Annotated in this window: 23 protein-coding genes; 9 read left to right on the top strand and 14 right to left on the bottom strand. The window is 73.5% G+C overall.

Features of this window, described 5'->3' with window-relative positions; genetic code table 11:
• Nucleotides 1–4: 4 nt before the first annotated feature.
• The 5 genes from J7I94_RS11595 to J7I94_RS11575 form a co-directional block, all read right to left on the bottom strand.
• Nucleotides 5–832, bottom strand: coding sequence for an EamA family transporter (locus J7I94_RS11595; RefSeq protein ID WP_215166946.1), 828 nt, complete (start codon nt 830–832; stop codon nt 5–7).
• 67 nt (nt 833–899) lie between these two features.
• Nucleotides 900–1,085, bottom strand: coding sequence for a hypothetical protein (locus J7I94_RS11590; RefSeq protein WP_215166945.1), 186 nt, complete (start codon nt 1,083–1,085; stop codon nt 900–902).
• A gap of 118 nt (nt 1,086–1,203) precedes the next feature.
• Complete coding sequence (locus tag J7I94_RS11585; protein ID WP_215166944.1) at nt 1,204–2,118, bottom strand: SDR family oxidoreductase; 915 nt, start codon at nt 2,116–2,118, stop codon at nt 1,204–1,206.
• A 99-nt stretch (nt 2,119–2,217) separates the two neighbouring features.
• Entirely contained in the window at nt 2,218–2,847 is a 630-nt protein-coding gene (locus J7I94_RS11580) for an MBL fold metallo-hydrolase (RefSeq protein ID WP_215166943.1), read from the bottom strand.
• Nucleotides 2,847–3,935: an S-(hydroxymethyl)mycothiol dehydrogenase gene (locus tag J7I94_RS11575; protein ID WP_215166942.1), complete on the bottom strand. Its 1,089-nt coding sequence runs from the start codon at nt 3,933–3,935 to the stop codon at nt 2,847–2,849. The genes J7I94_RS11580 and J7I94_RS11575 overlap by 1 nt, the downstream gene beginning before the upstream one ends.
• 116 nt (nt 3,936–4,051) lie before the next feature.
• Between J7I94_RS11575 and J7I94_RS11570 the strand changes: the two genes are divergently transcribed.
• Nucleotides 4,052–5,806, top strand: a complete 1,755-nt coding sequence (locus J7I94_RS11570; RefSeq protein WP_215166941.1) for an ABC transporter ATP-binding protein — start codon at nt 4,052–4,054, stop codon at nt 5,804–5,806.
• A 68-nt stretch (nt 5,807–5,874) separates the two neighbouring features.
• Here the strand turns inward: J7I94_RS11570 and J7I94_RS11565 are convergent, their stop codons facing one another.
• Nucleotides 5,875–6,393 (bottom strand): metallophosphoesterase, encoded by a 519-nt coding sequence (locus J7I94_RS11565; RefSeq protein WP_215166940.1) that lies wholly within the window; start codon nt 6,391–6,393, stop codon nt 5,875–5,877.
• A 107-nt stretch (nt 6,394–6,500) separates the two neighbouring features.
• Between J7I94_RS11565 and J7I94_RS11560 the strand changes: the two genes are divergently transcribed.
• The 4 genes from J7I94_RS11560 to rfbC all read left to right on the top strand — a co-directional run bounded on the left by J7I94_RS11560 (nt 6,501) and on the right by rfbC (nt 10,288).
• The gene (locus J7I94_RS11560; protein WP_251074994.1) at nt 6,501–6,977 is read left to right on the top strand and encodes a MarR family winged helix-turn-helix transcriptional regulator; all 477 of its coding nucleotides are present in this window, start codon (nt 6,501–6,503) and stop codon (nt 6,975–6,977) included.
• A 46-nt stretch (nt 6,978–7,023) separates the two neighbouring features.
• The gene (locus J7I94_RS11555) at nt 7,024–7,605 is read left to right on the top strand and encodes a hydrolase (protein ID WP_215166939.1); all 582 of its coding nucleotides are present in this window, start codon (nt 7,024–7,026) and stop codon (nt 7,603–7,605) included.
• Nucleotides 7,606–7,741: 136 nt separating this feature from the next.
• Nucleotides 7,742–9,688, top strand: a complete 1,947-nt coding sequence (locus tag J7I94_RS11550) for a glycosyltransferase family 2 protein (RefSeq protein ID WP_215166938.1) — start codon at nt 7,742–7,744, stop codon at nt 9,686–9,688.
• A gap of 3 nt (nt 9,689–9,691) precedes the next feature.
• A complete protein-coding gene (gene rfbC, locus J7I94_RS11545; RefSeq protein ID WP_215166937.1) occupies nt 9,692–10,288 on the top strand; it encodes a dTDP-4-dehydrorhamnose 3,5-epimerase in 597 nt (198 codons plus the stop codon).
• 316 nt (nt 10,289–10,604) lie between these two features.
• Here the strand turns inward: rfbC and J7I94_RS11540 are convergent, their stop codons facing one another.
• The 8 genes from J7I94_RS11540 to J7I94_RS11505 all read right to left on the bottom strand — a co-directional run bounded on the left by J7I94_RS11540 (nt 10,605) and on the right by J7I94_RS11505 (nt 18,985).
• Nucleotides 10,605–11,408: a class I SAM-dependent methyltransferase gene (locus tag J7I94_RS11540; RefSeq protein ID WP_215166936.1), complete on the bottom strand. Its 804-nt coding sequence runs from the start codon at nt 11,406–11,408 to the stop codon at nt 10,605–10,607.
• Complete coding sequence (gene rfbD / locus J7I94_RS11535; protein ID WP_215166935.1) at nt 11,405–12,277, bottom strand: dTDP-4-dehydrorhamnose reductase; 873 nt, start codon at nt 12,275–12,277, stop codon at nt 11,405–11,407. The genes J7I94_RS11540 and rfbD overlap by 4 nt, the downstream gene beginning before the upstream one ends.
• On the bottom strand, nt 12,274–13,254 hold the full coding sequence (gene rfbB, locus J7I94_RS11530; protein WP_215166934.1) for a dTDP-glucose 4,6-dehydratase: 981 nt from the start codon (nt 13,252–13,254) through the stop codon (nt 12,274–12,276). The genes rfbD and rfbB overlap by 4 nt, the downstream gene beginning before the upstream one ends.
• The gene (locus J7I94_RS11525; protein WP_215166933.1) at nt 13,251–14,318 is read right to left on the bottom strand and encodes a glucose-1-phosphate thymidylyltransferase; all 1,068 of its coding nucleotides are present in this window, start codon (nt 14,316–14,318) and stop codon (nt 13,251–13,253) included. Before J7I94_RS11525 ends, rfbB begins: the two co-directional genes overlap by 4 nt.
• Nucleotides 14,319–14,473: 155 nt before the next feature.
• On the bottom strand, nt 14,474–14,659 hold the full coding sequence (locus J7I94_RS11520; protein WP_215166932.1) for a hypothetical protein: 186 nt from the start codon (nt 14,657–14,659) through the stop codon (nt 14,474–14,476).
• Between the two features lie 70 nt (nt 14,660–14,729).
• Nucleotides 14,730–15,149 carry a CBS domain-containing protein gene (locus tag J7I94_RS11515; protein ID WP_215166931.1) on the bottom strand — a complete coding sequence of 140 codons (420 nt, stop codon included), beginning with the start codon at nt 15,147–15,149 and terminating at the stop codon, nt 14,730–14,732.
• A gap of 67 nt (nt 15,150–15,216) precedes the next feature.
• The gene (locus tag J7I94_RS11510; protein WP_215166930.1) at nt 15,217–17,661 is read right to left on the bottom strand and encodes a SpoIIE family protein phosphatase; all 2,445 of its coding nucleotides are present in this window, start codon (nt 17,659–17,661) and stop codon (nt 15,217–15,219) included.
• Nucleotides 17,662–17,758: 97 nt separating this feature from the next.
• Nucleotides 17,759–18,985 carry a S1 family peptidase gene (locus tag J7I94_RS11505; protein WP_215166929.1) on the bottom strand — a complete coding sequence of 409 codons (1,227 nt, stop codon included), beginning with the start codon at nt 18,983–18,985 and terminating at the stop codon, nt 17,759–17,761.
• Between the two features lie 543 nt (nt 18,986–19,528).
• Between J7I94_RS11505 and J7I94_RS11500 the strand changes: the two genes are divergently transcribed.
• The 4 genes from J7I94_RS11500 to J7I94_RS11485 all read left to right on the top strand — a co-directional run bounded on the left by J7I94_RS11500 (nt 19,529) and on the right by J7I94_RS11485 (nt 25,719).
• Entirely contained in the window at nt 19,529–19,744 is a 216-nt protein-coding gene (locus J7I94_RS11500; RefSeq protein ID WP_215166928.1) for a type A2 lantipeptide, read from the top strand.
• A 119-nt stretch (nt 19,745–19,863) separates the two neighbouring features.
• Nucleotides 19,864–20,670, top strand: a complete 807-nt coding sequence (locus tag J7I94_RS11495; protein WP_215166927.1) for an HlyD family efflux transporter periplasmic adaptor subunit — start codon at nt 19,864–19,866, stop codon at nt 20,668–20,670.
• Nucleotides 20,667–22,889: an NHLP family bacteriocin export ABC transporter peptidase/permease/ATPase subunit gene (locus J7I94_RS11490; protein WP_215166926.1), complete on the top strand. Its 2,223-nt coding sequence runs from the start codon at nt 20,667–20,669 to the stop codon at nt 22,887–22,889. The genes J7I94_RS11495 and J7I94_RS11490 overlap by 4 nt, the downstream gene beginning before the upstream one ends.
• A gap of 1 nt (nt 22,890) precedes the next feature.
• Nucleotides 22,891–25,719, top strand: coding sequence for an NHLP bacteriocin export ABC transporter permease/ATPase subunit (locus tag J7I94_RS11485; protein WP_215166925.1), 2,829 nt, complete (start codon nt 22,891–22,893; stop codon nt 25,717–25,719).
• Nucleotides 25,720–25,721: the final 2 nt, after the last annotated feature.

The raw sequence follows: 25,721 nt of genomic DNA, 5'->3' as shown, positions 1-25,721 counted from the left end.
CGGCTCAGCCCAGGGTGAGCAGCACGGTGGCCGCCGCGGCGCCGAGCAGGCCGGCCGTCCGGCGCGGGGTGAGCCGCTCGTGCAGCAGGGCGAGGCCGAGGAGGACCGGGAGGGCCGGGTAGAGCGAGGCGAGGACGACGGCGACGGCCAGGAGCTGCCGCTGGACGGCGAGCAGGTACAGGATCAGGCCGAGGGCGGCGCCGGCGCCGATCAGCAGCGCCTCGGCGGCCCGGCGCGGCGGTGTCCGCAGGCGCCGCGGGTGCCGGGCGGCGGCCGGCAGGAGCAGGAGGACGGCGGCGGCGCGGCCGGCGGCCACCGGCCACAGCCCGCTGCCGGGACCGGCCTGCCCCAGGGCGAGGTACTGGACGGCGACGCCGGCGCTGGCCGGCAGCCCGTCCGTCACGGCGGGACCGCGGCCGGTGCTTCCTGCGCCGGAGACCAGCCACAGCGCGGGCACCGTGACGGCGATGCCCGCCCAGGCGACGGCGCCGGGCCGGTCGCCGAGGACGAGCACCCCGCACAGCACGGACAGCGCGACGCCGGTGACGGCGCTCACCGGCACGACGACACTCATCGCGCCGCGGCTCAGGCCCCGGTTGAGGAAGAGCATGGCGACGCCGCTGCCGAGGCCGGACAGCGCGCCCCACAGCAGGTCGGCGTGGTGCGGCTCCGGCGCGGTGAACAGGAGCGCCGCGGCGCAGGCGAGCAGCAGCCCGCCGAGCCGGCCGAGGAGGGAGACGGTGAGGTGGTGGACCCGGCGGGAGAGCATGCCGCCCGCGAAGTCGACGAGGCCGTAGCAGACGGCCGAGGCCAGTGCGAGGAGGGCTCCCATCCGGTGGGGGTGCCCCGGACGGAAGCCGCGACGCGCCGCTGCCGAGGGGTGGCCGGGAGACCGGTGGTCAGGCCGCCTTCACCGGATGCGGGACCGCGGCGGCCCACTCCAGGACGAGTCGCTGGTACTCCTCGCGCTGCTCGCCGCTCAGGGTTCCGCCCGACCGGTGCCACAGGGCCCGGATCTCCTCGTTGACCTCGGCAGCCGATCGCTCGGAGGAAGGATCAACAGTGGTGGACATGGTGTGAAGCATACGGCTCGCGACGTGAAGGCACCGTGAGTAATCGCGACCTAAACGGACATACCGGACCGTGTCTCTGGTCACGTCATATGCCGCGGCGTGTGCGGGAGTTCACACCGTTCGGCCGACGTCAGCGGTACCCGGTGACGTCGGCCGGCTTGCCCGGGTCCTGGACCTCGACGAGATAGCGCCAGGCGTCGGGGCGGCTGCCGTCGAGGTCGGTGAAGCCGTACTCCCGGGCCAGGCCGCCGCTGGACAGGGAGCGGCCGTTGTGGCGTGCCACGTCCGGGTCGGCGGCGAGCGCGGCGACGGCCCGGCCGGCGTAGCGGGGTGTCTCCGAGATGGCGAAGTGGGGCGTGGCCGTCAGGGCGTCGCGCCAGTTCTCCTCCCGTACGCCGAAGTGGTCGAGCATGATCTCCGAGCGGAGCCAGCCGGGGGTGAGCGCCACGGCGGTGGCGCCGCGGGGGCCGAGTTCGTGCCCCAGGGCGAAGGCCATGCGCAGCACGGACGTCTTGGCGAGGTCGTAGAAGAAGGAGACCCGGTAGTGGTCGCGGTTGTAGTCGGCGGTGCCGTCGGTGACCTCGACGGCCAGGCCGCCGGGGCGGCGCAGCAGCAGGGGCAGGGCGTGGTGGCTGGTGACGGCGTGGGTCTCGACCGCGAGCCGCAGCAGCCGCAGGCCGCGTTCGAGGTCGTGCTCCCAGACCGGGACGTCCCAGTCGAAGAGGTGCTCGCCGCCCCAGATGTCGTTGACCAGGACGTCCAGGCGGCCCTGTTCGCGGTCGATCCGGTCGACGAGTGCCTCGACCTGGTCCGGTTCCAGGTGGTCGACGGGGACGGCGACGCCCCGGCCGCCGGCCTCGGTGACCAGGTCGGCGGTGTCCTCGATGGTCTCGGGACGGTCGTACTCGGAGCGCCGGGCGCGGGTGCTGCGCCCGGTGACGTAGACGGTGGCGCCGGCCGCGCCGAGTTCGACGGCGATGCCCCGTCCGGCGCCCCGGGTCGCCCCGGCGACGAGTGCGACCTTGCCCTTGAGCGGCTGTGACATGTCCGGCCTTCCGTTGCGTGGAGAAGTCCTCGTGCGTTACCGGTATCGAGGATTCCCGGAAAGCCGGACACCTTCTGTCGCCTTTGCGGGCGGGCTTTCTCAGTGCCCGCGCTTGATCCAGTCGTCCAGGTGGGGGGCTTCCGCGCCGATGGTGGTGGGGTCGCCGTGGCCGGTGAGGACCTTCGTCTCGGGCGGCAGCGTCAGCAGCCGGTCGCGGATCGAGTCGATGATCGTCGGGAAGTGCGAGAAGGAACGGCCGGTGGCGCCGGGACCGCCCTGGAAGAGGGTGTCCCCGGTGAAAACGGCTCCGAGCCCGGGGTCGTACAGGCACACGGCGCCGGGCGCGTGTCCCGGCGTGTGCAGCACGGTCAGGTCGGTGCCGGCCGCCTCGATCACCTGGCCGTCGGCCAGCCAGGCGTCGGGATCGCGGTCGGGATGGGTCTGCCGCCACAGCGGCAGGTCGTCGCGGTGCAGCCAGATCACCGCACCGGTGCGCTCGGCGAGCGCGGGGGCGGCGCCCACGTGGTCGTTGTGGGCGTGGGTGCACACGACGGCGGTCAGCCGGCGGTCCCCGACGGCGTCCAGGATCGCGTCGGCGTCGTGCGCGGCGTCGATGACGACGACCTCGTGGTCGTCACCGACGAGCCAGACGTTGTTGTCGACGTCCCAGGTGCCGCCGTCCAGGCTGAACTGCCCGGAGGTGACGACGCGTTCGATGCGGGCGGCCATCAGAGGACCACCACCGAACGCAGCACGTCACCGGCGTGCATCCGCTCGAACGCCTGCTCCACCTCGTCCAGCCGGATCGTCTCGGTGACGAACTTGGCCAGGTCCAGGCGGCCCTGGACGTGCAGGTCGATCAGCATGGGGAAGTCGCGGGAGGGCAGGCAGTCGCCGTACCAGGACGACTTGAGGGCGCCGCCGCGGCCGAAGACGTCCAGGAGCGGCAGTTCCAGCTTCATCTCGGGGGTCGGGACGCCGACCAGGACGACCGTGCCGGCCAGGTCACGGGCGTAGAACGCCTGCCGGTACGTCTCCGGGCGGCCGACCGCCTCGATGACGACGTCGGCGCCGAAGCCGCCGGTCAGCTCGCGGATCGCCTCGACGGGGTCGGTGGCGCGGGAGTTGACGGTGTGGGTGGCGCCCATGGTGCGGGCGGTCTCCAGCTTGCGGTCGTCGATGTCCACGGCGATCACCTTGGCGGCGCCCGCCAGGTACGAACCGGCGATCGCCGCGTCCCCGACGCCGCCGCAGCCGATGACGGCGACGGTGTCGCCGCGGCCCACGTTCCCGGTGTTGATCGCGGCGCCGATGCCGGCCATCACGCCGCAGCCGAGCAGCCCGGCGACCTCCGGGGCGACGGCCGGGTCGACCTTGGTGCACTGTCCGGCGGCGACCAGCGTCTTCTCGGCGAAGGCGCCGATGCCGAGCGCCGGGGAGAGTTCCTGGCCGGTGGAGGCGAGGGTCATCTTCTGCTCGGCGTTGTGGGTGTCGAAGCAGTACCAGGGCCGGCCGCGCAGACAGGCGCGGCACTTCCCGCACACGGCACGCCAGTTGAGGATCACGAAGTCACCGGGGGCGACGTCGGTGACGCCCGCGCCCACCGACTCGACGATACCCGCGGCCTCGTGGCCGAGCAGGAAGGGGTAGTCGTCGCTGATGCCGCCCTGCTTGTAGTGCAGGTCGGTGTGGCACACGCCGCAGGCCTGGATCTGGACCACGGCCTCGCCGGGGCCGGGATCGGGCACGACGATCGTCTCGATCCGCACGGGCTCGTCCTTGCCCGGTGCGATCACGCCGCGTACTTCCTGCGCCATGGTGCTGGCTCCTTGTTCTCGGCCACGGTTGTATCCCTGCCGACCCTAGCCGCAAGCGGACGGTGCCGACCGCCGACGTAACCTGAGTCGTCGCGCCGACCCGCCGAAGGAGCACCGTGAGCGCCATCACCGAGGAGACCGGACCGCCTCCCTGGCGGCTGCTCCTGGACTACATACGGCCGCACCGGTGGGCCCTGCTCGGCGGCGCCGTGCTGTCGCTGCTCACCGGGGCCACGGGACTGCTGCTCCCGCTGGTCGCCCGCGGGCTGATCGACGACCTGTCGCACGAGCGGGCCATCACCGGCGCGCTGCTCGCGATGTCGGCCCTGGTGATCGTCAACGCGGTGGTGGGCGCGCTGGGTTCGTACGTGCTGCGGCGCACCGCCGAGTCGGTGGTGCTCGGCGCGCGGCGCGCCCTGTCCTCGTACCTGCTGCGGCTGCGGATCACGGCCGTGGACCGCACCGAACCGGGCGACCTGATGGCCCGGATCACCTCGGACACGACCCTGCTGCGCACGGTCACCTCCGAGTCCCTGGTGGGTCTCGCCACCGGCGGGCTCACCCTCCTCGCGACGATCGTGATGATGGGGCTGGTCGATGCCGTGCTGCTCGGCGTGACCCTGGCGGTGATCGCGGGCGCGGGCGTGGTGATCGGACTGATCGCGCCGCGCATCAACCGGGCGAGCAGACAGGCCCAGCAGGCGGTGGGGCTGATGGGCGCCGCGCTGGAGCGGGTCCTCGGCGCCCTGCGCACGGTCAAGGCGTCGGGTGCCGAGCACCGCGAGGAGCGCGCCCTGCACGAGGCGGCCGAGGAGTCCTGGCGGCAGAGCGTCCGCGCCGCCAAGTGGTCGGCGGCGGCGGGCAACACGGCGGGACTCGCCCTCCAGATCGCCTTCATCACGGTGCTCGCGGTGGGCGGCGCGCGGGTGGCCACCGGCGCGGTCGACATCGGCACCCTGGTCGCGTTCCTGCTGTACGTCTTCTTCCTGATCTCCCCGCTCCAGCAGGTCATCGGCGCGGTCACCCAGTACCAGACGGGCGCTGCGGCCGTGCTCCGCATCCAGGAGGCGCTGCGCCTGCCCGCCGAGCCGCCGGCGCACGCCGCCCCGCTGCCCTCCCCCGGCACGCGGCCGGCCGCCGTCGCCTTCCACGACGTCCGCTTCCGCTACGCCGACGACCTGCCCTACATCCACCACGGCGTGACGTTCTCCGTGCCCGCCCAGGGCATGACGGCGTTCGTCGGCCCGTCCGGCGCGGGCAAGACCACCGTCTTCTCCCTGATCGAGCGGTTCTACGACCCCGAGTCCGGCACGGTCACCGTGGACGGCCGGGACCTGGCCGACTGGGAGCTGCCCGCGCTGCGCGCCGCGATCGGGTATGTCGAGCAGGACGCGCCGGTGCTGTCGGGTTCCCTGCGGGACAACCTGCTGCTGGGCAACCCCGAGGTGGACGACGACGAGGTCGCCCGGGTGGTGAAGACGACCCGCCTGGACGGGCTGGTCGCCCGGCTGCCCGACGGCCTCGGAACGCTGGTCGGGCACCGGGGCACCAAGCTGTCCGGCGGTGAGCGCCAGCGCGTCGCGATCGCCCGGGCCCTGCTGCGCCGCCCCCGGCTGCTGCTGCTCGACGAGGCCACCTCGCAGCTGGACGCGGTGAACGAGGCGGCGCTGCGCGACACCGTCGCCGACGTGGCCCGCACGACGACGGTGCTGGTCGTGGCCCACCGGCTGTCCACGGTGACGATGGCCGACCGGATCGTGGTGATGGACGCGGGCCGGGTCCGCGCGGTCGGCACCCACCGGGAGCTGGTGGGCACCGACCCGCTGTACGCGGAGCTGGCGGCGACCCAGTTCCTGACCGCCGGCGGCTGACCGGGAGACGCCTACGCGGGTGGCCACCTGCGGGAGCGCCGTCGACGAGGTGCGGTACGCCGGGGGGTTCAGCGCCGCCGCGACGGCGTGCGCGGCGGCAGCCGGTGGAGTTCGACGGCGTCGAGCCGGCCGTCGGTGACCGTCGCGGTCAGGTACGTGCAGTACGGCTGGCGGCGGCGGTCGGTCGGGGAGCCCGGGTTGAGCAGCCGCAGGCCGGTGTCGGCGGTGGTGTCCCACGGGATGTGGCTGTGGCCGAACACCAGGACGTCCAGGTCGGGGAAGCGGGCCGCGCAGCGTGCCTCCCGTCCCTGGGCGGGGCCGGTCTCGTGGACGACGCCGAAGCGCAGGCCGCCGAGGTCGGCGCGGGCCACCTCCGGCAGCCGGGCGCGCAGCTCGGGCCCGTCGTTGTTGCCGTACACGGCCACGAGCCGGCGGGAGCGGTCCGCCAGGAGGTCGAGGGTGGCCGTGTCGACCCAGTCCCCCGCGTGGAACACGACGTCGGCGCGCGGCAGCTCGGCCAGCAGCGGGGCGGGCAGCTCCCGGGCGCGCTTCGGCAGATGGGTGTCGGACATGATCAGCAGGCGCACCGGCCCAGCGTAGATCCCCGTCGGCCGGACGGGCCGTACGGACATGAACAGGTAAAACTGTGCAGCCTCGACTGGACAGTCTGGCCTGTCGATTTTAGGGTCGGAGCATGAACGCCGGGAGCATGAACAGGCAAGCCGCCGTGCCCGCCGAGGGCGTCTCCGACTCCGCCGCCCGTGCCGCGCACGACCTGCGCGTGGTGTTCAGCCGGCTGCGCCGCCGGATCCGGGAGGTGGCCCGGGACGAGGACCTCACCCCGTCGCAGGTGTCGGCCCTCACCCTCGTCGGCAAGCACGGTGCCGCCACCGCCAGCGCGCTCTCCTCCGCCGAGGGGGTCCGCCCGCAGTCCATGGCGGCGACGCTCGCCGCACTCGAGCGGCACGGACTGATCCGCCGCACCCCCGACCCCGAAGACGGCCGCCGGCAGCTCGTCACCCTCACCGACGCGGGCCGGGCCCGCGTCGACGGCGACCGGGAGCTACGGGGCGAGTGGCTGACCCACGCCTTCCAGGACCGGTGCAGCGAGGAGGAACGGCAGACCGTTCTCGACGCGCTCGCCGTACTGGAGCGGCTCACCCGGCCGTGACCGGCATCCGACCTCCGTACACCGCACCACCGAAAGGCCCGCACCCATGACCCTCACCGCCCTCGACCCCCGTACCGCCCTCGTCGTCATCGACCTCCAGGCCGGCATCCTCGCCGCGCCCGTCGTCCCGCACAGCGGCGCCGAAGTCCTCGCCCGGAGCGTCGAGCTGGCCGAGGCCTTCCGTGCCCGGAACCTGCCCGTGGTGCTGGTCCGGGTCTCCTTCGCGGCCGACGGGACGGACGCCGTACCGGGCCGCACCGAGGCCGGCTCCGGGGGCACCCGGCCCGAGGGCTGGGACGTCATCGCCGGGGAACTGGCCGGGCACCCCGGCGACATCACCGTCACCAAGCACAACTGGGGCGCCTTCCACGGCACCGACCTCGATGTGCAGCTGCGCCGCCGGGGCGTCACCCAGATCGTGCTGACCGGCATCGCCACCAGCATCGGCGTGGAGTCCACCGCCCGCGCCGCGCACGAGCACGGTTACCACGTCACCCTGGTCACCGACGCGATGAGCGACATGGACGAGCAGACGCACCGCAACAGCGTGGAGCGGATCTTCCCGAGGCTCGGCGAGACGGGCACGACGGCCGACGTCCTCGCCCTGCTGGACAGGGCGCACGGCTGACGCACGGCCGAAGTCGCCTCACGACACGGTCTCTTCCACGGGCCGGAGACGGCGGACACAGCGGACCGCGTTAGCATCGGGCCACCTTCGCCACACCAGCACGTGAACGGCAAGAGACCCAGGGGGCCCCAACCTGATGCCGGTCAAGGTCAGCGTCATCGTTCCCGTCTACAACCCGGGGACATACATCGAGGACTGCATCGCCTCGTTGCAGCGGCAGTCGCTGCCTCCGGAAGCGTACGAGGTGATCTTCGTCGACGACGGCTCCACCGACGCCACCCCGGCCCGGCTCGACGCGCTCGCCGCCGAGGACCCCCGGATGCGCGTGATCCACCAGGAGAACTCCGGCTGGTCGGGCAAGCCCCGCAACGTCGGCATCGACGCCGCCCGGGGCGAGTACGTCATGTTCGTCGACAACGACGACTACCTGGGCGACGAGACCCTGGAGCGGATGTACGACTACGGCGTCGCCCACGGTGCCGACGTCGTCGTCGGCAAGATGGCAGGCAAGGGCCGTCCGGTGCCCGTGGAGCTGTTCCGCCGCAACCATCCCCGGGCCACCCTGGCCGACACGCCGCTGATCGACAGCCTCACGCCGCACAAGATGGTGCGCCGGGAGTTCCTGGACCGGATCGGGCTGAGGTTCCCGGAGGGCCGGCGGCGCCTGGAGGACCACGTCTTCGTGACGGAGGCGTACCTGCGCGCCGAGAACGTCTCCGTCCTCAGCGACTACGTCTGCTACTACCACGTCAAGCGGGACGACGCCGCCAACGCGGGCTTCCAGCGCTTCGACCCGGTCGGCTACTTCGGCAACCTCCGCGAGGCCCTCGACATCGTCGAGAAGTACACCGAGCCCGGGGCCCTGCGGGACCGGCTGTTCCGACGCTGGCTGCGCAACGAGATGGTCGAACGGCTGCGCGGCAAGCGGCTGCTGGCCGCGCCCGAGGACTACCGCCGGGAACTGTTCACGGAGATCCACAAGGTCGTCGTCGAACGCTTCGGCCCCGGGGTGGCGGCCGGGCTCCAGCCGACCCAGCGGGTCGTCGCGGCGCTGACCGCCGCCGACCGGTTCGACGACCTGGTGGCGTTCGCCGAGTGGGAGGCGTCCGTCGCGCTCAGCTCCGCGCCCGAGACCGTGACCTGGCGGGACGGCACTCTGGAGATCGGCTTCCGGACCGAGTACACGTGCGCCGGACAGCCGATGACCTTCCCCGCCGGCGCCGCGAGCACGCCCCTGGACGGTGCGCCGAAGGACGTCGCCGAGGCGATCGCCTGGGTCGAGGAGCAGACCGCGGTCCGCTTCGAGGCCGCCACCGCCGATCTGCTGCTGCGCGAACGCTCCAGCGCCGCCCAGCACTTCCAGCCGGTGCGGTTCACCCGTGAGCCGGTTCCCGCCGGGGACGACGGCCGGGTGCGGCTCACCCTGCGGGCGACGGCCACCGTGGACCCGGGCACGCTGCCCGGCACCGGGATCTGGGACGCCCTGGTCCGGGTCAAGCTGGGCGGCTGGACCAAGGAGTGCCGGCTGGGGCCCGTCCCCCGGCCCGAGGGACGGCTCGCCCCGCCCGCCGGGGTCGTCGCCGCCCGCGCCGTACTGCCGTACTGGACCGATCCGCACCGCAACCTCTCCCTGGACCTCGGCGCCTCCGCCAAGCGGCTCGGCGTGCCGCGCGCGGACCTCTCGGTGTCCGGGGACCGGCTCGGCGCGGGGCTGCCGCTGTACGTGCCGGGCGAGACGGAGGTGCTGGTGCGGCTGGCCACGCCGGGCCGGTCCGTCGACGTGCCCGGCACCCTGTCGCCGACCCCGGACCCCGCGCGGTCGCGGCTCGCGGCCGTCCTGCCCGCCGCCGTCCTGGCCGGAGGGACCTGGAAGGCCGCCGTCTGCCTCGCCCCGCAGGCCGACCGTCCCCGCTTCCACGCCCTGCCGCGGCCCCTGCGGGTCGAGGGCGGCGAGGTGCGGGTGGGTCCGCCGCCCCGCCCCGGACTCGGGGAGCGACTGTGGCGCAAGGCCCGGCGGATGCTGGGCGCCGCCGTACGGAAGACGGCTTCCCGGATCGCGGAAGCCCGGAAAGCGAGGACGTGAGACGTGCGGGCACTGGGGATAGCGGGCGCCTGGGTACTGGAACCCAAGGTGTTCCCGGACGACCGGGGCAGTTTCCACGAGTGGTACCGCGGCGCGGAGTTCCGGGAGGCCACCGGGTACGACCTGTCGCTGGCGCAGGCCAACTGCTCGGTCTCCCGCCGGGGCGTGCTGCGGGGCGTGCACTTCTCCGAAGTGCCGCCCGGCCAGGCGAAGTACGTCACCTGTGTGCGGGGCGCGGTCCTGGACGTGGTGGTCGACATCCGCACCGGCTCCCCCGCCTTCGGGCAGTGGGAGGCGGTACGCCTCGACGACGACACCCGGCACGCGGTGTTCCTCGCCGAGGGGCTCGGGCACGCCTTCATGGCACTCACCGACGACGCCACGGTGGTGTACCTGTGCTCGACGGGATACGCGCCCGGCCGGGAGCACGGGGTGCACCCGCTCGACCCCGAACTGGGCATCGCCTGGCCGGAGGGCATCACACCGGTGCTGTCCGAGAAGGACGCGGCGGCGCCGACACTGGCGGAGGCGGAGCGGGCGGGGCTGCTGCCGAGTTTCGCGGACTGCTCCGCGTACTACGAGCGGCTGCGCGGCCGGTAACCGGGATGCCGGCCGCCGTGCCGCGCGTCGGCGGGGCGGTCGGCGATGCCTGTGTACGGGGCTGGTGAGGGGAGCCGGTGAACGCGCGCTGAAGACGCGCGTGCCGGGCCCGCGCGGCGTGCCCGATGCCCCCGGCCCGGCCCCCGGCGATGGCCGAAGCCTCCGTGTGCCGGTCTGCGGTTCGCGGCCGGGCGGGGCCCGGTCCGGGGCGCCCGCGTTGTCGCTGCCGTTCTCCCGCCCGTCCCGCTCGGGTGCGGGACGGGCGGGAGAACGGCAGCCGGGCCCGAGGCCCCCGGCGGCCCCGTGACCGATACGCCTAGCGGCTGACGCCGACCTGTTCCACCGCGCGGCGCAGCGGCTCCCAGCCGCGGGAACGGCCCAGGCCCAGGTTGCGGGCCTTGACCAGGCGGCTCCAGAAGCCCGCCTGGAGCAGGGTCTCGGCCGGTACCGCCCCGGACCGCTCCAGCAGCGTCTCCGGGACCTTCTGCGGGTCCTCGACGAGGTACTCGGCCATGATCTCGTCGTACTTGTCCTGGAGCACGGTGTTGTCCGGGTCGGCGCCGAACACCACGAGCTGGCCGGTGGGCTGGGTGTCCACCAGGACGGTCACCAGGTCGGGCCGGTACCGGGTCAGCACCTCGGTGATCTTGTAGACGTCACCGGTCCAGGCGTCGGTGTGCCGGTCCCGGGCCGCCTCGTCCACGCTGCGCGGCAGCATGTCGTCGAAGACGATCACGCTGGACCAGTCCGAGTGCTTCTCCACGTTGATGAAGTCGCGCAGCGCGTACTCGAACAGGTGCATCCCGTCGATGAACGACAGGTCGAGCGTGGTCCGCCGCCAGTAACCGGTCAGGGACCGGCCGCGGCGCATGTTGCGCAGCGGGTGGCGGCCGCTCTTGAGGTGCGCGAGGGGGTTCTTCCGGGCGAAGAAGTCGTCACTGGTGGCCTTCACCAGGTGGACGTCGCACTTCAGCTCCGAGACGACCTTGAACGCGGGGTCGATCGCGATGCTGGGGACCCGGGACAGGCGCAGGCTGCGGCCGTCGTTGACGCCGATCTCCAGGTAGTTGCGGTTGGCGCTGACCTTGTGCAGTTCCCGCAGGAACTCGTGGCGTTTCAACTGGACTCCTTGCGGATTCGGGGAAGAGCCTCGTGCAGGGCGGAACGCCAGTCGCGGGGCGCGGGCAGGCCGGTCTCCTGCCAGCGGCCGTGGGCGAGGGCGCTGTATGCGGGGCGGGGCGCGGGCCGGGTGAAGGCCGCGCTGTCGGTGGGGCGGACCCGGTCCGGGTCGGCGCCGAGGAGGGAGAAGGTCTCCCGGGCCAGGTCGTACCAGGTCGCCTCGCCGGAACTCGTGGCGTGGTAGACGCCGCTCGCGCCGCGGCCGACCAGCGGGCCGAGGTCGGCCGCGCGAGCGGCGACGTCCGCGCTCCAGGTGGGCTGCCCGCGCTGGTCGTCGACGACGTCGACGGTGTCCCGGCGGCCCTCCAGCTCGATCATGGTGCGCACGAAGCTGCGGCCGTGGACGCCGTAGAGCCAGGCGGTGCGCACCACGGCGCTCGCTTCGGGGAGTTCCTCCAGCACGGCCCGCTCGCCGGCCAGCTTGGTGCGGCCGTAGGCGGTGCGCGGGGCGGGGGGATGGTCCTCCGGGTAGGGGGCGTCGCGGTCGGCGCCGTCGAAGACGTAGTCGGTGGAGATGTGGACCAGGCGGGCGCCGTACGCGGCGCAGGTCCGGGCGAGCAGACGGGGGCCCTCGCCGTTGATCTCCAGGGCGCGGGCCTCGTCGGTCTCGGCGTCGTCGACGGCGGTGTAGGCGGCGCAGTTGACCACCAGGTCAGGACGGTGATCGGTGAACGCCTGCTCCAGGGCGGCCGGTTCGGTTATGTCCAGGGCCGTGCGGTCCAGCCCGGTCACGTCGGCGCCGCGCCGGGTGAGTTCGGCGACGACGTCCCGGCCGAGCATGCCGCCCGCGCCGGTGACCAGCCACCTCACGCGGGCCCCCGGGCGGCGCGCTGCTTCAGCGGCTCCCACCAGGCGCGGTTGTCGCGGTACCAGGCGACGGTCTCGGCGAGGCCGGTGGTGAAGTCGTGCTCGGGGCGGTAGCCGAGTTCGTCGCGGGCCTTGCTCCAGTCGACCGAGTAGCGCAGGTCGTGGCCCTTGCGGTCCTCGACGTACTCGACCCGGTCCCAGTCGGCGCCGCAGGCGGTCAGGAGCAGGCCGGTCAGTTCCCTGTTGGTCAGCTCGGTGCCGCCGCCGATGTTGTAGACCTCCCCGGCCCGGCCCCGGGTGCGGACCAGTTCGACGCCGCGGCAGTGGTCGTCGACGTACAGCCAGTCGCGGACGTTGAGGCCCTCGCCGTAGAGCGGCACCTTCTTCCCGTCGAGGAGGTTGGTGACGAACAGCGGGATGACCTTCTCGGGGAACTGGTGCGGGCCGTAGTTGTTGGAGCAGCGGGTGACCCGCACGTCCAGGCCGTGGGTGTGGTGGTAGGCCAGGGCGATCAGGTCGGAGGAGGCCTTGGAGGCGGAGTACGGGGAGCTGGGCCGCAGCGGCCACTCCTCCGCCGCCGACCCCTCGGCGATCGAGCCGTACACCTCGTCGGTGGAGACGTGCACGAACGTCTCCAGCCCGTGCCTGAGGGCCGCGTCGAGGAGCGTCTGGGTGCCGACGACGTTGGTGAGGACGAAGTCGTCGGCGCCGAGGATGGACCGGTCGACGTGCGACTCGGCGGCGAAGTGCACCACCTGGTCGGCCTCGGCGACCAGTTTGCCGACCAGTTCGGCGTCGCGGATGTCGCCCTGGACGAACTCCAGCCGCGGGTGGCCGAGTTCGAGGTTGTCGAGGGTGCCCGCGTAGGTGAGCTTGTCCAGCACCGTGACGCGCGGCGCGTCCGGCGCCTCGTCGGCGAGGAGTCTGCGGACGTAGCGGGAGCCGATGAACCCGGCGGCGCCGGTGACGAGGAGGTTCATGAGTGGATCTGCACCTTGCTGTGGTCTCCGAGGACGAGTCGGTGGGCGCTGGGCACACTGGGTGCCGGTGTCACTTCCACGTGCCGGCCGATGAGCGAGGCCTCGATCCGGCCCACCCCGTGGATCGAGGAGTCGCGCAGCACGATGGAGAACTCCACCTCGCTGTCGGTGATCCGGCAGTTCTCCGCGACGGAGGTGAACGGGCCGACGTAGGAGTCGCTGACCACGGTGCCCGCGCCGATGACGGCGGGGCCGACGATGCGCGAGTTCACTATCCGTGCCCCCTCCTCCACCACGACCCGGCCGATGGTCTCGGACACGTCGTCCACCTCGCCGTCGATGCGGCGCTCCATGCCTTCCAGGACCATCCGGTTGACCTCCAGCATGTCGCCGACGTTGCCGGTGTCCTTCCAGTAGCCCTCGATGACCGTGCAGCGTACGTCGGCACGGGTGTCGAGGAGGTGCTGGAGGGCGTGGGTGATCTCCAACTCCCCGCGCCAGGACGGCTCGACGGCACGTACCGCCTCGTGGATGGCCGGGGTGAAAAGGTACACGCCGACCAGGGCGAGGTCGCTCTTGGGCCGCTCCGGTTTCTCCTCCAGGCCGATCACCCTGCCGTCCGGGCCGAGTTCGGCGACCCCGAAGGAGCGTGGGTCGGCGACCCGGGTGAGGAGGATCTGGGCGTCCGGCCGGTGGGTGCGGAACTCCTCGACGAGGCCGGTGATCCCGCCCACGATGAAGTTGTCCCCGAGGTACATGACGAAGTCGTCGTCGCCCAGGTACTCGCGGGCGATCAGCACCGCGTGGGCCAGCCCCAGCGGTCGTTCCTGCGGGATGTAGGTGACCTTCAGGCCGAATCTCGATCCGTCGCCGACCGCTTCCTCGATCTCCGCGGCGGTGTCGCCGACGATCATGCCGACGTCGGTGATCCCGGCCTCGGCCAGGGACTCCAGTCCGTAGAACAGGACAGCTTTGTTGGCGACCGGGACGAGTTGCTTGGCCGAGGTGTGTGTGATGGGCCTCAGCCGGGTGCCCGCGCCGCCGGACAGCACCAGTGCCTTCATCTGGTTCACCCTACTGTCGATCCGGGTGAACGGAACGTTAGTTGATCGACCTGGTGATGGCGAAGCCGTGCCGGCGAAGGCGCGGCGACCGGGTCAGGTCGCCGCGCCCTCGTCGTGTCGTTCAGCCGTCGTCGCCGCGCGGGTCGGTCCGGGCGTCAGTCCTCGCCCCGGACGATGTGCGGTTCCGGTTCCCGGCCCGGCGGCGTCGCCCGCGGGGCGCCGGGGTCCTCGACGGCGGGCACCCAGGTGCGCACCGTGTCCGGGCCGCGCCGGCGGCGGGCCTCGGACCAGCCGGTGGCCGGGTGCCGGTCGGCGGGCTTCTCACAGGTCTCCGTTACCACGGAACATCCACTTCCTTCTGCTCTCCGGGACCCCGGCCGGGTTCCCGGGCTCCGGGACGGCCGAACCCGCTCAGGTGTTGGGCCGGGCCACGCTGATGTCGCCCAGCGCCGACTCCGGGTCGCGTTCCATGGCCAGGTCGCCGAGCGAGACGATGCCGACGGGGTGTCCCTCGTCGACCACCGGGACGCGGCGTACGGCGTGCTCGCGCATCACCTCCACCGCGTGGTCCAGTTCCTCGTCGGGGCGGACGGTCACCAGGTCGTCACTGCACGCGCCGGCCACCGTGGTCTGTTCCGGGTCGCCGCCCTCTGCGAGGGTACGGATCACCAGGTCACGGTCGGTGACCAGGCCGCGCAGGTCGTCGCCGTCGGTGACCAGGACGGCGCCGAGGTTCTGGTCGCGCATGATGCGGGCCACCGCGGTCACCGAGGTCTGCGGTTCGACGGTCACCGGGTCGCCGGTCATGATGTCGCGGACGTACTGGGTCATGACTGCTGCCTCTTCTTCATTGCGCGTACGTGCGGTCGGGTGCCGGGTAACCCGATGGCGGGCGCCGTCACCGGCCGACCGGGAGTTCGCTCCAGACCTGTTTGCCGCCGCTGACCGGCAGCGTCCCCCAGGCCGCCGACACCGCCTCGACGAGGAGGATGCCGCGCCCGCCGGTGGCCTCCCAGCCGACGCCGGTGGGCCTGGCCGGGGTGCGGGGCGAGGAGTCGGCGACCGCGACGCGCAGCCGGCCGCCGACCAGGGTGAGGTCGAGGCGGACCGGTCCGTCGGTGTGCACCAGGGCGTTGGTGACCAGTTCGGAGACGACCAGCAGGACCGCGTCGACGCCGGTGTCCGGTACGTCCCAGGCGCGCAGGGTGCGCCGGGTGAAACGGCGGGCGTGCCGGACCGCCTCGGGGACCCGCCACACCGTCCAGCTCTCGCGCAGCGGGCGCAGCGCCATCCCGTCGTAGCGGACCAGCAGCAGGGCCACGTCGTCGCTGCGGCGGGCGCCTTCGAGCAGGGTGTCCGCGACGAGGTCGAGGTGGCCGGGGTCGGCCGCGGCGAGCCCGCGGGCCAGCCGGTCCATGCCCTGGTCGAGGTCGGCGTCGGCCGACTCCACCAGGCCGTCGGTGGTCAGGGCGAGCAGGGTGCCGGGGCTCAGGCCGAGCGGGCTCATCGGGAAGTCGGCCCCGGCCACCACGCCGAGCGGCGGGCCGCCCTCCGCCTCGGCGATCTCGGTCCGGCCGTCCGGGTGGCGCAGTACCGGGGGCAGGTGACCGGCCCGTACGCACCAGGCGGCGCCCTCCTCCATGTCGAGGTCGACGTAGGCGCAGGTGGCGAAGAGGTCGGTCTCCATCTCGGCCAGCAGCCGGTTGGCGCGGGCGACCACCACGTCGGGTGGGTGGCCCTCGACGGCGTAGGCGCGCAGGGCGGTGCGCATCTGGCCCATGAGGGTGGCGGCGCCGGCGCTGTGGCCCTGGACGTCGCCGATGACGAGGGCCACGTGGTGGTCGGGCAGCGGGATCACGTCGTACCAGTCGCCGCCCAGTTCGAGGCCGGCGGTGCTGGGCAGGTAGCGGGCGACGGCGACCGCGCCGGGCAGCTTCGGCAGGCGGCGGGGCAGCAGCTGGCGCTGGAGCATGCCGACGAGTTCGTGCTCGGCGTCGAAGGCGTGGGCCCGGGTCAGGGCCTGGCCGGCGAGGCCGGCGCAGGCGGTGAGCAGGGCGCGTTCGTCGGGGCCGACGTCGTGCGGGCCGTCCCAGCCGATGAGGCAGACGCCGACGGCGCGGTCACCGGCCGGCAGCGGCAGTACGGCGAGCCCGCCGGGGCCGACGTCGGCGAGGGCGGGTTCCAGGGAGCCGGTGCCGGCCGGCCAGACCTGGGCGCGGCCCTCGCGCAGGGCCGCGGCGAGGGTGGGCATGGCGCGCAGCGGGGCGTCGGGCCACTCGGAGCGCCATTCGGTACGCCACACCCCGGGCCACGCCTCGGGGTCGGGCGGGTCGAGGACGGTGACGACGAGGCGGTCGTTCTCCAGTCCGGCGAGGGCGACGCGGTCGGCGCGCAGCGGTCCGCGCAGGGCGGTGACCACGGCCCGGCCGACCTCGCGGACGGTGCCCGCGGTGGCCAGCGCGGCGGCCAGGCGCTGGACGCGGGCGACGTCGGTGACGTCGGAGCGGAGGGTGGCGGCGTCGGCGACGGTGCCGACGAGGCGGGCGGGCCGGCCCTCGCCGCCGGGGCGCATGCGTCCGCGCAGTCTGAGCCACCTCGGTGCCCCGCCGGGGCGCAGCACGCGGAACTCCAGTTCCCGCTCGCCGAGGGACATGTGGCCGGCCTCGACCACCGACATCAGGGAGGGCAGGTCCTCCGGCACGGTCAGCCGGAGCAGCGTCTCGATCCGGCCGTCGAACTCCCGGGGGTCGAGGCCGAACAGGTCCAGGATGTCGTCGCCGACCTCGGCCCGGCCGGTGTCCACGGCGAGGGAGAACATGTCCGGTGGCAGTGCGTCACCCGGGGCGGCCGGGGGCGGGGCGGGCCGGACGACGGCACCGGCGATCAGCTCCAGGTGCGCGCGCTCGCCGGTGCCGAAACCGGCCGGGCGCTCGGTGACCGCGAGGAGGCAGCCGCCGTTCCCGGGCACGGGCAGCGCCGCCAGCCGGAAGCCGCCCGACGGTGCGCGGCGGGCCGCGGCGTGACCGGCCGGTTCCTCCGGGCCGAGCCACACCGGGCGCCCGCCGCGGTGGGCCTCGGCGACCGGGGAGCCGCCGGACGCGGGGTACGTGTCGCGCAGCCCGTACAGCGTCCGGGGCACCCCGGCCGACTCCGCCAGGCACAGCAGGCCGGGGTCCTCGCCGGGGGCGTAGAGGCCGGCGAAGGAGGCGCCGGCGAAGACGAGGGCCAGTTCCAGGGTGCGGCGCGGCCGGTCGCCCGGACCGGCGGCGGAGGCGAGCGCCGCGAGGGCCCGCGCGGCACGCGCCGTTCCCGCTCCGCGCTCCACGTCACCCTCACTGGTCACGCCGCCATTACAGCGCTTGTACGGGGCCCGCGCAGCCCCTGTGCGCGGACCGCGCCGACGCCCCACGGGCCGGTCGGGGCGCGGCGCGTACGGCACGTCAGTGGGTCGCGGGCGGCGCGGAGGTCTCGTCGGCGGCGGCGCCGTCACCGGCGCCGGTGCCCGCGTCGCCGGGCTCCTCCCCCGTACCGATGCCGTCCCCGGCACCCGCACCGTCCCCGAGCGTCGCCCCCACCGCCTCCAGCGCGGTCGTCACCGGCTGGAAGAACGTCTCGCCGCCCACCGTGCAGTCGCCGCTGCCGCCGGAGGTGAGGCCGACCGCCAGACCGTCCTGGGTGAACAGCGGGCCGCCGCTGTCCCCGGGTTCGGCGCACACGTCGGTCTGGATGAGCCCGGTGACCGTGCCCTCCGGGTAGTTCACCGTGGCGTCCAGCCCGAGCACCTGTCCGTCGGCCAGTCCGGTCGTGCTGCCCGTCCGGAAGACCTGCGCGCCGACGGTGGCCTCCGCGGCCTCGCTGATGGCGACCGTCTGCTCGCCGACGTTCACCTCGCTCGGCGCCTCGGTGCCCGGATCGTCGTAGCGGACGAGCGCGAAGTCGCCGTCGCCGGGGAAGACCGCCTCCTCGACGGTGGCGACCGGCGCCCCGTCCTGCGCGTCGGACCACTGCTCGGCGGCGACCCCGCAGTGCCCGGCGGTCAGGAAGGCGGGCGCCCCGTCGGCGGCGGTGACGTTGAAGCCGAGCGAGCAGCGCGCTCCCCCGCCGAAGATCGCGTCGCCGCCCGAGGCGAACGTCTCGAAGGTGCCGGCGGACTTCCTGAGCGTCGCCATGCCGGTGCCCAGCTCCTGGACGGTGGACTCGACCTGGTCCCACCGGGCGCCGGTGACGGTGCTGTCGGCGGTGACCAGGATCTTGTTGGTGCGCGGGTCGACGGCCCACGCGGTGCCGGGGACGGCCGCCTCGGACTTCAGGGTCCGGGCCCCGGCCGCCAGCTCGGCGAGGGTGTTGTCGACCTCGCGGACCTCCGCGCCGGCGCTCTTCGCCCGCACGACCACGTCGTTGTCGTCGCCCGTGACGACGTTGACGACGAGCCGCTGGTCGCCGGCGTCGTAGTACGCGCCGGCGAAGGCGTCGCCGAGCGTTCCGGCGAGCCGCGACGCGAGGCCGGAGGCGTCCGCCGCCTTCAGGGTGCGGGGCGCCGCCGCGGTGTCCGGTCCGCCGCTCGGCGCGGCGCCCGCCTGCGGCAGCAGGATCGCGGCGGCTCCCAGCGCGACGACGCCGCCCGCGGCCAGCGCGGCCTTGCGCTTCGGCATTCGCTTGTGACTCAACCTTCTCGACCTCCTGGGGACGGGGTTCGGGGCGCCTGGCTGGCAGGAGGTACGGGAGGGCCGCGCGAGCCGTTCACAATCCGCCGACCACCACCGAAAGCGATCGGTCAATTACGTTCCGTCGGGACCGTGGAACGGAACCACCGCTCCAGGGAATCTGCACATCGAATGCCCACCCCGGTCACGGCCTTTGGCGGTTCTGCACAAACGCGCGCCCCCGCGCACGCCATTGGAGAGGAGTGCCCGGTTCGCCGGCGGCGGGACAAGGGGGGCCCGTGGGGCGATGCTGCGCCGCATGTGAAGAAGTGGCCGCGAAGGCGTGCGGGCGCCTGCACGGTTGACCCCGTGTGTGACGCAAGTTGCCTGGTGGGACGGGTGATTGAGTGGAAGCGCAGAGGGGCGGCGTGCTTTGATCCATCGCACCACGGGGGCCGCGCAGGGCTCCGGACCCAAGCGCCCGGCGCCCGTGGTCGCGGCCGTCATCTGTCCCCAGAGGGGGCCGCTCCCCCCTTGTGAAATGGCTATACGAAGGGAAGTTCCATCATGAACTCCACCCCCCAGGTCGAGACCGTCGAGATCTCGGACGCCGAGCTGGACAACGTCTCCGGCGGCCTGAGCGTGAACGCCCTGGGCACCGTCACCGGTGCCGTGGACGGCATCGCCCCGGTCTCCGGCGTGGTCGGCACGGTCGTCGGCACGGTCGAGGGTGTCACGGGTCTGAACACCGCCCCGGTCACCGGCCTGGTCGCCGGTCTCTGACCGCACCCACGTGCCGCTGAGTCCCGGAGCCGCATCCCCGGCTCCGGGACTTTTCGGCGTCCCCTCCCCCGGAAGCCCTCCCCCGGGAAACCCGGAAACCGGACACCTGGACATCTCCCGTGCAGTTCCGCCAACAGGCCCTCGCCAAGCTCCAGTCACCGGAGGAACTCGACCTCCCCGTGCGCTTCGCCCGTCCCCAGGGCTGGCTGGTGCTGTCCGTCACCGTGCTCGCGATGGCGGCCGCCTCCGTGTGGGCCGTGACCGGCTCGGTGGCCTCCACGGTCGACGCGCCGGCCGTCCTCACGCACAACCAGGGCAGTTATCTGCTCCAGAGCCCGGTCGCCGGGCAGGTCACCGCCGTCGTGGCGAAGCAGGGGCAGCGGCTGGGCGCCGACGCGCCCGTCCTCAAGGTCCGTACCGCCGAGGGCGAGACCGTCGTGCGCGCCGTCGAGGCGGGCCGGGTCAGCGCGCTCGCCGCCACTGTCGGCCAGATCATCCGGACCGGCGCCGACGTGGCCGCCGTGGAGAAGGTCGCGCACGCCGACGACCCTCTCTACGCCACGGTGTACGTGCCCGCCGAGAGCGCCGCCGCCATCCCCGCGCACGCCGCCGTCGACCTGACCGTGCAGTCGGTGCCGACCCAGGAGTACGGCGTGCTGCGCGGCCATGTGACGTCCGTGGACCGGGCCGCCCAGTCCGCGTCGCAGATCGCCGCCTTCCTCGGCGACAGCCAGCTCGGCGAGCAGTTCACCAAGGACGGCAGGCCGGTCGCCGTCACCGTCAGCCTCGACACGTCCGCGGCGACGAAGAGCGGTTACGCCTGGTCGTCCGCCGAGGGGCCGCCGTTCGGCCTGTCCTCGATGACCATGGCCACCGGTTCGGTGCGGCTGGCCGACCAGCACCCCGTCGACTGGCTGCTGCCATGAGCGCCACGACCGAACGCCGGGGCCGCCGCCGCGCCGCCCCGCCGGAACGCAAGGTGCCCAGGAGCCGGACGAAGACGGTCCGTACGCCCACGGTGCTCCAGATGGAGGCCGTGGAGTGCGGCGCCGCCTCGCTCGCGATGGTCCTCGGTCACTACGGCCGGCACGTCCCGCTGGAGGAGCTGCGCATCGCCTGCGGCGTCTCCCGCGACGGCTCGCGCGCCAGCAACCTCCTGAAGGCGGCGCGCGGTTACGGCCTGACCGCCAAGGGCATGCAGATGGACCTGGCCGCCCTCGCCGAGGTCGCGGCCCCGGCGGTGCTGTTCTGGGAGTTCAACCACTACGTCGTCTACGACGGCATGGGCCGCCGCTTCGGCCGCCGGGGCGTCTTCGTCAACGATCCCGGCAAGGGACGCCGGTTCGTCACCCTGGAGGAGTTCGACGGCTCCTTCACCGGCGTGGTCCTGACCATGGAGCCCGGCCCCGGCTTCAGCACGGGCGGACGCAAGCCCGGCGTGCTCGGCGCGATGCCGGCCCGGCTGCGCGGCACCGCCGGCACCCTGCCGGCGGCGGTGCTGGCGAGCCTGCTGCTGGTGCTGGTCGGCGCGGCGGTACCCGCGCTCAGCCGTACCTACATCGACATGTTCCTGATCGGCGGGCAGACCTCGCTGCTGGGCGTGCTGTTCGCCTCCATGGCGGCGTGCGTGCTGCTCACCCTGGTGCTGACCTGGCTGCAGCAGGGGAACCTGCTGCGCGGCCGGCTGATCTCCTCCACCCTCTCCAGCGCCCGCTTCCTGCGGCACCTGCTGCGGCTGCCGGTGACGTTCTTCGCGCAGCGCAGCCCGGCCGACCTGGTGCAGCGGCTGCAGTCCAACGACGCGGTGGCCGAGACCCTCTCCCGGGACCTCGCGGCGGCCGGCGTGGACGCGGTGGTCGTCGTCCTCTACGCGCTGCTGCTGTACACCTACGACCCCCAGCTCACCTTCGTCGGCATCGGGGTGGCGCTGCTGAACATCGTGGCGATGCGGGTCGTGGTCAAACTGCGGGCGACCCGCACGGCGAAGCTGCGCGCGGACTCGGCACGGCTGACCAACACGGCGTACACCGGTCTGCAGCTCATCGAGACGATGAAGGCGACCGGTGGCGAGGACGGCTACTTCCGCAAGTGGGCCGGGCAGCACGCCACCACGCTGGAGGAGCAGCAGCGCCTCGGGGTGCCCAGTGCCTGGCTGGGCGTGGTCGCGCCGGCCCTGGCGACCTTCAACAGCGCGCTGATCCTGTGGATCGGCGGTCTGCGCGCGGTGGAGGGCCACATCTCGGTCGGTCTGCTGGTCGCCTTCCAGGCGCTGGTCACCCGCTTCACCGCGCCGCTGACCCGGCTCAACGGCGTCGCCGGCCGCATCCAGGACTTCGCGGCCGACGTGGCCCGGCTGAAGGACGTGGAGAACTTCGACGCCGATCCGCTCTACGGCCGGCCCGGCGCGGACGAGTCGACGCGCCGCCTGCGCGGTCACATCGAGCTGGAGAACGTCTCCTTCGGCTACAACCCCCTCGACAAGCCGCTGCTCGCCGGCTTCGACCTGACCGTCGGCCCGGGGCAGCAGGTGGCGCTGGTCGGCGGCTCGGGCAGCGGCAAGTCCACGGTGTCCCGGCTGATCTCGGGGCTGTACGCCCCGTGGGACGGCGTGATCCGCATCGACGGGCAGCGCCTGGAGGACATTCCGCGCGGGGCGCTGGCGGCCTCCGTCTCCTTCGTCGACCAGGAGGTGTTCCTCTTCGAGGGCACCGTCCGGGACAACGTGGCGCTGTGGGACCCGTCCGTGCCCGACGACGCGGTGGTGGAGGCGCTGAAGGACGCGGCGCTGTACGACGTCGTGATGCGCCGGCCGGGCGGTATCCGCAGCCGGGTCGAGCAGGACGGCCGGAACTTCTCCGGCGGGCAGCGCCAGCGCCTGGAGATCGCCCGGGCCCTGGTGCGCCGCCCCAGCATCCTGGTCCTGGACGAGGTGACCAGTGCGCTGGACGCGGAGACCGAGCAGGTCGTGATGGACAACCTGCGCCGGCGGGGCTGCGCCTGCGTGGTGATCGCGCACCGGCTGAGCACGGTGCGCGACAGCGACGAGATCGTCGTCCTGACGCAGGGCACGGTCGTCGAACGCGGGCGGCACGAGGAACTGGTGGCGCGCGGCGGCGCCTACGCGGCGCTGGTCAGGGAGCGATGAGATGACCTCCGTACACCCCGGACTCCCCGAGGGCGACGTCGTCCTGGGCGCGCTGGGCACGCTGGGCACACCGGTCGACTGCGCCGGGCTCAGCCGCCTGGATCTGGAAGGGCCGCAGGTGCTGTGGCTGGTCGCGGCCGGCGCCGTCGACCTGTTCGCGGTGGACGCGCGGCAGCAGGGCACCTGGCACCACCTGGGCCGGCTGGAGGCGGGCGCGCTGCTGCTCGGCCCGGTCGCGGGCCCCGGGCACACCCTGGTCGCCCGCCCGCTGCGGGACTGCGTGGTGCGCCGCGTCGGACTGCGCGAGCTGTACCAGCCGGCGAGCACCCAGACCTGGTCCTACGACGAGTACGGCAACCCCCAGTACGTACCGCCGACGACGAGTCCGCTGGAGTACGCCCTCGCCCTCGGCGTCGGCCGGGGGCTGTCCGTCCTCTTCCAGGCGCCGATGGCCGGCGACCAGGCGGGGGCGGTCGGCGACGACGACGTGCTCTGGATGCAGGTCCCGCCGGGCAGCGTCCAGTACGGCGCGGTCTACGGCGACCAGGCGGCGGCCGACCTGCTGATGGACCCGGCGCTGTGGCAGTCCATGGTCGACCAGCAGTACCGGCTGCTGACCACCCTGGACCGCTGGATCGAGCAGCTGGAACGCACCCACGAGACCCGCGCCGCCGCCGGCATCAAGGCCGGCGAGGCGGTGCGCGCCCAGGCGGACCGCACCCTGCTCGCCTCCCTCGGCAAGCGGGACCACCCGCGCGCCACGGCCGCCGACGCCGACGCCACGTACGCGGCCTGCGAGCTGGTCGCCCGGGCCGCCGGGATCGCGCTCGCCGAGCCCGCGCGCGGCGCCGCCGAGAGCGACCGCCTCGACGAGGTGGAGCGGATCGCGCTGGCCTCGCGGGTACGGACCCGGGCGGTACGCCTGGAGGGGCGCTGGTGGCGGGAGGACGTCGGGCCGCTGGTGGGGCACCGGGCGCTGTCCGGGGCGCCGGTGGCGCTGCTGTGGCGGCGCGGCGGGTATGTGGCCGTGCATCCGGCGACCGGCCGGCGGACGCCGGTGGAGAAGGTGAACGCCGGGGAGTTCGAGCCGCGCGCGGTGATGTTCTACCGTCCGCTGCCGGAGCGCCGGACCGGTCCGCTGCGGCTGCTGCGGTTCTGCCTCCAGGGCACCCGCGGCGATCTGGCACGTCTCCTGCTGGCCGGCCTGGTCACGGTGGCGATCGGGGCGCTGGTGCCGGTCGCCACCGGCAAGGTGCTCGGCGAGTACGTGCCCAAGGCGCAGACCGATCTGATCGTGCAGGTCTGTCTGGCGGTGATGCTCAGCGGTGTCGTGGCGGCGGCCTTCACGCTGCTGCAGAACCTGACCATCCTGCGCCTGGAGGGCCGGATCGAGGCCACCCTCCAGCCCGCCGTGTGGGACCGGCTGCTGCGGCTGCCGACGAAGTTCTTCACCGAGCGCTCCACCGGGGAACTGGCCAGTGCCGCCATGGGCATCAGCCAGATCCGCCGGCTGCTGGCCGGGGTCGGCCCGACGGTGGCCCAGTCGGTGACCGTCGGGGTGATGAACCTGGCGCTGCTGCTCTGGTACAGCGTGCCGATGGCGCTGGCGGCGGTCGGCATGCTGGTCGTCGTCGCCGCGGTGTTCCTGGGGCTGGGGCTGTGGCAGGTGCGCTGGCAGCGGCGGCTCGTGGTGCTCGGCAACAAGCTGAACAACCAGGCGTTCCAGACCCTGCGCGGCCTGCCCAAGCTGCGGGTGGCGGCGGCCGAGAACTACGCCTACGCGGCGTGGGCCGGGCAGTTCGCGCGCAGCCGGGAACTGCAGCGCAAGGCCGGGCACATCAAGAACCTCAACGCGGTGCTCGGCGCGGTCTACCTGCCGCTGTGCACGCTGCTGATGTTCATGCTGCTGGCGGGTCCGGCGCGCGGCTCGATGTCGGCGGCCCAGTTCCTGACCTTCAACACCTCGGTGACCATGCTGCTGACCTCGGTCACCCAGCTGACCGGCGCGTTCGTGTCGGCGGTGGCCGCGCTGCCCTTGTTCGAGGAGATCAAGCCGGTGCTGGAGGCGACCCCGGAGGTGCGCACGGGAAGCACCCGGCCGGGGCCGCTGACGGGGGCGATCGAGGCGCGGCGGCTGTCGTTCCGGTACACCGACGACGGTCCGCTGGTGCTGGACGACGTGTCCTTCGAGGTGCGGCCGGGCGAGTTCACGGCGATCGTCGGCCCGAGCGGCTGCGGCAAGTCCACGCTGCTCAGACTGCTCATCGGCTTCGACCGCCCGCTCTCCGGCAGCGTCCTCTACGACGGTCAGGACCTGGCCGCCCTCGACCAGTCGGCGGTGCGGCGGCAGTGCGGGGTGGTGCTCCAGCACGCCCAGCCGTTCACCGGGTCGATCCTGGACGTCATCTGCGGCACCCAGCCGTACACGCCCGAGGAGGCGATGGCGGCGGCCGAGATGGCCGGGCTCGCCGACGACATCCGGCGGATGCCGATGGGCCTGCACACCATCGTCTCGGGCGCCGGATCGATCTCCGGCGGCCAGCGGCAGCGGCTGATGATCGCGCAGGCGCTGATCCGCCGGCCGCGGGTGCTCTTCTTCGACGAGGCGACCAGCGCCCTCGACAACGCGACGCAGCGCACCGTGATCGAGTCCACCAAGGCGCTCGACGCCACCCGGATCGTCATCGCGCACCGCCTGTCCACCGTGCTGGACGCCGACCGCGTGATCGTCATGGAGGACGGCAAGGTCGTCCAGCAAGGGCCGCCGGCCGCCCTGCTCGCGGACACCGGCGGCCGACTGCGCGAACTGGTGCGGCGCCAGTTGGCCTGACC

Origin of the sequence: Streptomyces sp. ISL-12 (assembly GCF_018614415.1) — a bacterium.
Lineage (GTDB): Bacteria > Actinomycetota > Actinomycetes > Streptomycetales > Streptomycetaceae > Streptomyces.
This window is presented reverse-complemented; position numbering and strand designations above follow the sequence as displayed.

What these genes read in the sequence shown, in the direction of transcription:
- J7I94_RS11555 (WP_215166939.1), top strand. Translation starts at nt 7,024, where the DNA reads ATGACCCTCACCGCCCTCGACCCCCGTACCGCCCTCGTCGTCATCGAC.
- J7I94_RS11580 (WP_215166943.1), bottom strand. Translation starts at nt 2,847, where the DNA reads ATGGCCGCCCGCATCGAACGCGTCGTCACCTCCGGGCAGTTCAGCCTG.
- J7I94_RS11490 (WP_215166926.1), top strand. Translation starts at nt 20,667, where the DNA reads ATGAGCGCCACGACCGAACGCCGGGGCCGCCGCCGCGCCGCCCCGCCG.
- J7I94_RS11485 (WP_215166925.1), top strand. Translation starts at nt 22,891, where the DNA reads ATGACCTCCGTACACCCCGGACTCCCCGAGGGCGACGTCGTCCTGGGC.
- J7I94_RS11595 (WP_215166946.1), bottom strand. Translation starts at nt 832, where the DNA reads ATGGGAGCCCTCCTCGCACTGGCCTCGGCCGTCTGCTACGGCCTCGTC.
- J7I94_RS11590 (WP_215166945.1), bottom strand. Translation starts at nt 1,085, where the DNA reads ATGCTTCACACCATGTCCACCACTGTTGATCCTTCCTCCGAGCGATCG.
- J7I94_RS11560 (WP_251074994.1), top strand. Translation starts at nt 6,501, where the DNA reads ATGAACGCCGGGAGCATGAACAGGCAAGCCGCCGTGCCCGCCGAGGGC.
- J7I94_RS11515 (WP_215166931.1), bottom strand. Translation starts at nt 15,149, where the DNA reads ATGACCCAGTACGTCCGCGACATCATGACCGGCGACCCGGTGACCGTC.
- J7I94_RS11575 (WP_215166942.1), bottom strand. Translation starts at nt 3,935, where the DNA reads ATGGCGCAGGAAGTACGCGGCGTGATCGCACCGGGCAAGGACGAGCCC.
- J7I94_RS11550 (WP_215166938.1), top strand. Translation starts at nt 7,742, where the DNA reads ATGCCGGTCAAGGTCAGCGTCATCGTTCCCGTCTACAACCCGGGGACA.
- J7I94_RS11525 (WP_215166933.1), bottom strand. Translation starts at nt 14,318, where the DNA reads ATGAAGGCACTGGTGCTGTCCGGCGGCGCGGGCACCCGGCTGAGGCCC.
- J7I94_RS11585 (WP_215166944.1), bottom strand. Translation starts at nt 2,118, where the DNA reads ATGTCACAGCCGCTCAAGGGCAAGGTCGCACTCGTCGCCGGGGCGACC.
- J7I94_RS11500 (WP_215166928.1), top strand. Translation starts at nt 19,529, where the DNA reads ATGAACTCCACCCCCCAGGTCGAGACCGTCGAGATCTCGGACGCCGAG.
- rfbB (WP_215166934.1), bottom strand. Translation starts at nt 13,254, where the DNA reads ATGAACCTCCTCGTCACCGGCGCCGCCGGGTTCATCGGCTCCCGCTAC.